This window comes from Emticicia sp., assembly GCF_043780375.1.
Lineage (GTDB): Bacteria > Bacteroidota > Bacteroidia > Cytophagales > Spirosomataceae > Emticicia.
This window is the reverse complement of record NZ_JAYWCU010000288.1, coordinates 1-3,367: the sequence shown is the minus strand read 5'-3', so window position 1 is coordinate 3,367 and position 3,367 is coordinate 1. Positions and strand designations below refer to the sequence as shown.

General features: G+C 36.8%; 4 protein-coding genes. All 4 read left to right on the top strand.

What is annotated here, in order from left to right; translation table 11 throughout:
* On the top strand, positions 1–156 hold a 156-nt coding region (locus tag ACH2CJ_RS21095; protein ID WP_394996360.1), incomplete at its 5' end, for a KH domain-containing protein.
* A 102-nt stretch (positions 157–258) separates the two neighbouring features.
* Positions 259–1,158: an EamA/RhaT family transporter gene (locus tag ACH2CJ_RS21090; RefSeq protein WP_394996359.1), complete on the top strand. Its 900-nt coding sequence runs from the start codon at positions 259–261 to the stop codon at positions 1,156–1,158.
* Between the two features lie 332 nt (positions 1,159–1,490).
* Positions 1,491–2,801, top strand: coding sequence for a ribosome biogenesis GTPase Der (gene der / locus ACH2CJ_RS21085; protein ID WP_394996356.1), 1,311 nt, complete (start codon positions 1,491–1,493; stop codon positions 2,799–2,801).
* A 150-nt stretch (positions 2,802–2,951) separates the two neighbouring features.
* A partial coding sequence (locus ACH2CJ_RS21080) for an IMP dehydrogenase (protein ID WP_394996353.1) occupies positions 2,952–3,367 on the top strand: 416 nt, incomplete at its 3' end.

Sequence of the window (3,367 nt, the reverse complement as noted above, 5' to 3'; positions counted from 1 at the left end):
GGACACAAAGGCGAACGCATCAAAAAAGTAGGTATTGAAGCTCGTCTTGAAATGGAAAAGTTTTTCGGCAAAAAGATTTTCTTGGAACAATACATCAGAGTCGAACCAGATTGGCGTAATAAAAGACAAAAATTAGAGCGATTTGGGTACGAGTAAATCTAATTTTGAATCATAGCATGAGTGAATGAGTAATCAATATTTCTATTCATTCATTCTATCATTCCGAACGGGCGGCGAACCGCTTCAAAATTAAACAACATGTTCTACCTTTTCCTAAGCATTATATTCTCAGTAATGTTGCTGACAAACTTTCGTTTGTATCCAAAATACAACATTAGCACTTTTCAGGCGATTGCCTTTAATTATCCGATTTGTTTCATAACGGGCTTGGCTTTGATGCCCAAAGGGCAAAGTTTTGAACTTAATTTTGCCGAAAATTGGACTGTCTATGCCCTGCTTTTGGGGGTGTGTTTTATTATAACGTTCTTATTATCAGGCTTTTCTACGCAACGAATGGGTATGACGGCAACGTCTTTGGCAAATAATATTTCACTCGTTATTCCTGTGCTTTGTAGTTTATTTATTTTCAAAACACAAGGTCGTCCTTTCGATGCCCTCAATTATTTGGGTTTGGTATTGGCGTTAGGGGCAGTAGCTTTGAGTACATTTAAGAAAAATAACGAAAAAGTTGCTGGAAAAGGCTTAGATATTCTTTTGCCAATCGCCGTTTTTTTGATGTACGGTATAACTAATACCTCGCTTAACTATTTGAATATTAACTATATAAAATCTGCCGACCGTACCGTTCCTGTAACTTTGGTGATGATTTTTGGTGCGATTTTGGCAGGAACAACCGTTTTACTTATTCGAGTGATTCGTGGAAAAGAAAAAATAGCTTTGAAGAATATCTTAGCAAGTATTACACTTGGTGTGCCTAATTTTCTATCATTTTATTTCTTGATTTTAGCATTGACTGCCTATGGCAATAGCGGAGCTTTTGTATATCCTTTATATAATATTGGCGTTATTTTGGTATCAGCTTTGGTGGCGTTTGTTTTCTTCAAAGAAAAACTTTCAACCCTCAATAAAATTGGTCTTTTGTTGGCCATTTTGGCAATAACCCTGATTTCTTGGCAAGATATTCAAGCGATATTTTAGATACTTAGACAAGCGACCTAAGATTTTAGAAAACCTTTTTCTCCTATTTATTCTTTTCAATTCTTTTGTCTCTTGTCTAAATATTTTACACAAGCGAACTCAAATACAAGGTATCTTGTTGATAATCAATAGACTTCTCCCTATATTTTCATATCTTTGCACCCCGTTTATAAAAACATAAATGGTTTAAGCAAAACACTAATACAAATACTTGATAATCTACCGTTGAAAAAAATCAGGTAAATCAAGCTAATCAGGGTCTAATTTTTTTACAGTTCTCGAAAGAGAATCACTGTTTATTGTTTCAAACGATAATCGTTTACTGAATTTTTATGGCAAATATTGTTGCAATTGTAGGCCGCCCAAACGTCGGCAAATCTACCCTTTTTAATCGCCTTATCGAGAGCCGTGTGGCAATCACCGATAATATGCCAGGCGTAACTCGTGACCGCCACTATGGACATGCAGTCTGGACCGAGAAATTTTTTACCGTTATTGATACTGGTGGCTATGTAGTTGGCTCCGACGATACTTTTGAAGGTGCTATTCGTGAGCAAGTTGAAATCGCTATTGAAGAATCAACACTCATTCTTTTTGTGGTTGATACCATGACAGGCTTGACAGGTTTAGATAAAGATTTTGCAAATGTGTTGCGTAAATCAAATAAGCCTGTTTATGTAGTAGCCAACAAAGCCGAAACTTTTGAGCGTCATCAATCAGCTGCCGAATTTTATGAAATGGGCTTAGGCAAAGACATTTTCCCGATTTCGTCAACTGATGGTAGCGGCACTGGCGATTTATTAGATGCTGTTGTTGCTAATTTTCCAGAAGAAGGCATTGAAGACCCAAATGCTGGAATACCAAGAATAGCCATTTTAGGTCGTCCAAATGTAGGCAAATCTTCGTTTTTAAATGCTTTATTGGGAAAAGATAGAAGTATCGTAACACCAATTGCTGGCACAACCCGCGATGCGGTTGATACACATTATAAACTTTACGGAAAAGATTTTATTTTGACTGATACCGCAGGTATTCGTCGAAAAGCAAAAGTACAAGACAACATTGAGTTCTATTCAACATTACGTTCGGTAAAAGCCCTTGAAAATTCCGATATTTGCGTAGTTTTGATAGATGCTTCATTAGGCTTAGAAATGCAAGACATAAGTATCATTGGTCATGCACACAACGCCAAAAAAGCCATTGTTCTGATGGTTAATAAGTGGGATTTGGTCGAAAAAGACTCAAAAACTGCCGATGTAATGAAAAAAGAAATTCTGGAAAGATTAGCTCCGATGAACTACATGCCAGTAATTTTTGCTTCGGTGCTTGAAAAACAACGTATTTTTCAGGTAATAGAAAAAGTGATGGAGGTTTATGAAAATAAAACCCAAAAAATCACAACTTCTAAGCTCAACGAAACAATGTTGCCTATCATCGAAAACACGCCTCCTCCAATGCTGAAAGGTAAGCAAATCAAGATTAAATATTGTGTGCAAGTGCCAACGCCATCACCAACGTTTATCTTTTTCTGTAATTTGCCGCAGTATATTCAAGAATCATACTCACGTTTCTTGCAAAATAAGTTGCGTGAAAACTTCGGTTTTGAAGGTGTAACTATTACAGTATTTTTTAGAATGAAGTAGCGTTTATTCTACCAAACCATTCCCGTCTTGACGAAGTCGGACGGGAATGTACTTTTCAAATCTTGTTAAAGATTATTTCCCCAAAAAATTGCCCAGTCCAAATATTTTCCATAATTTTGCTTGGCAAATAAGGAAACGAAATTATTTGCTATGTTAGATTCTTCAAAACTGCTTTTCGAAGCACTTACTTACGACGATGTTCTGCTCGTCCCAGCTTATTCAGAGGTTCTTCCACGTGATACACAAACGAAATCCTTTCTGACCAAAAATATTCAGCTCAATATTCCATTACTTTCGGCGGCTATGGATACCGTTACCGAATACGGAATGGCAGTAGCAATGGCACAAGAAGGAGGTATTGGTTTCATTCATAAAAATATGTCAATCCAACAACAAGCCGAGCAAGTTCGTAAGGTTAAGCGTTCGGAAAGTGGAATGATTATAGACCCAATCACACTTGACGAAAGTGCCACTGTTGGAGATGCTTTGCGATTGATGCAAGAATTCAAAATTGGTGGAATTCCGATTGTGGATGAAAATCAAAAATTGAAAGGTATTATCACAAA

Bases quoted from the DNA above. Each gene is read 5' to 3' on its own strand.
- ACH2CJ_RS21090 (WP_394996359.1), top strand. From the start codon at position 259: ATGTTCTACCTTTTCCTAAGCATTATATTCTCAGTAATGTTGCTGACA.
- der (WP_394996356.1), top strand. From the start codon at position 1,491: ATGGCAAATATTGTTGCAATTGTAGGCCGCCCAAACGTCGGCAAATCT.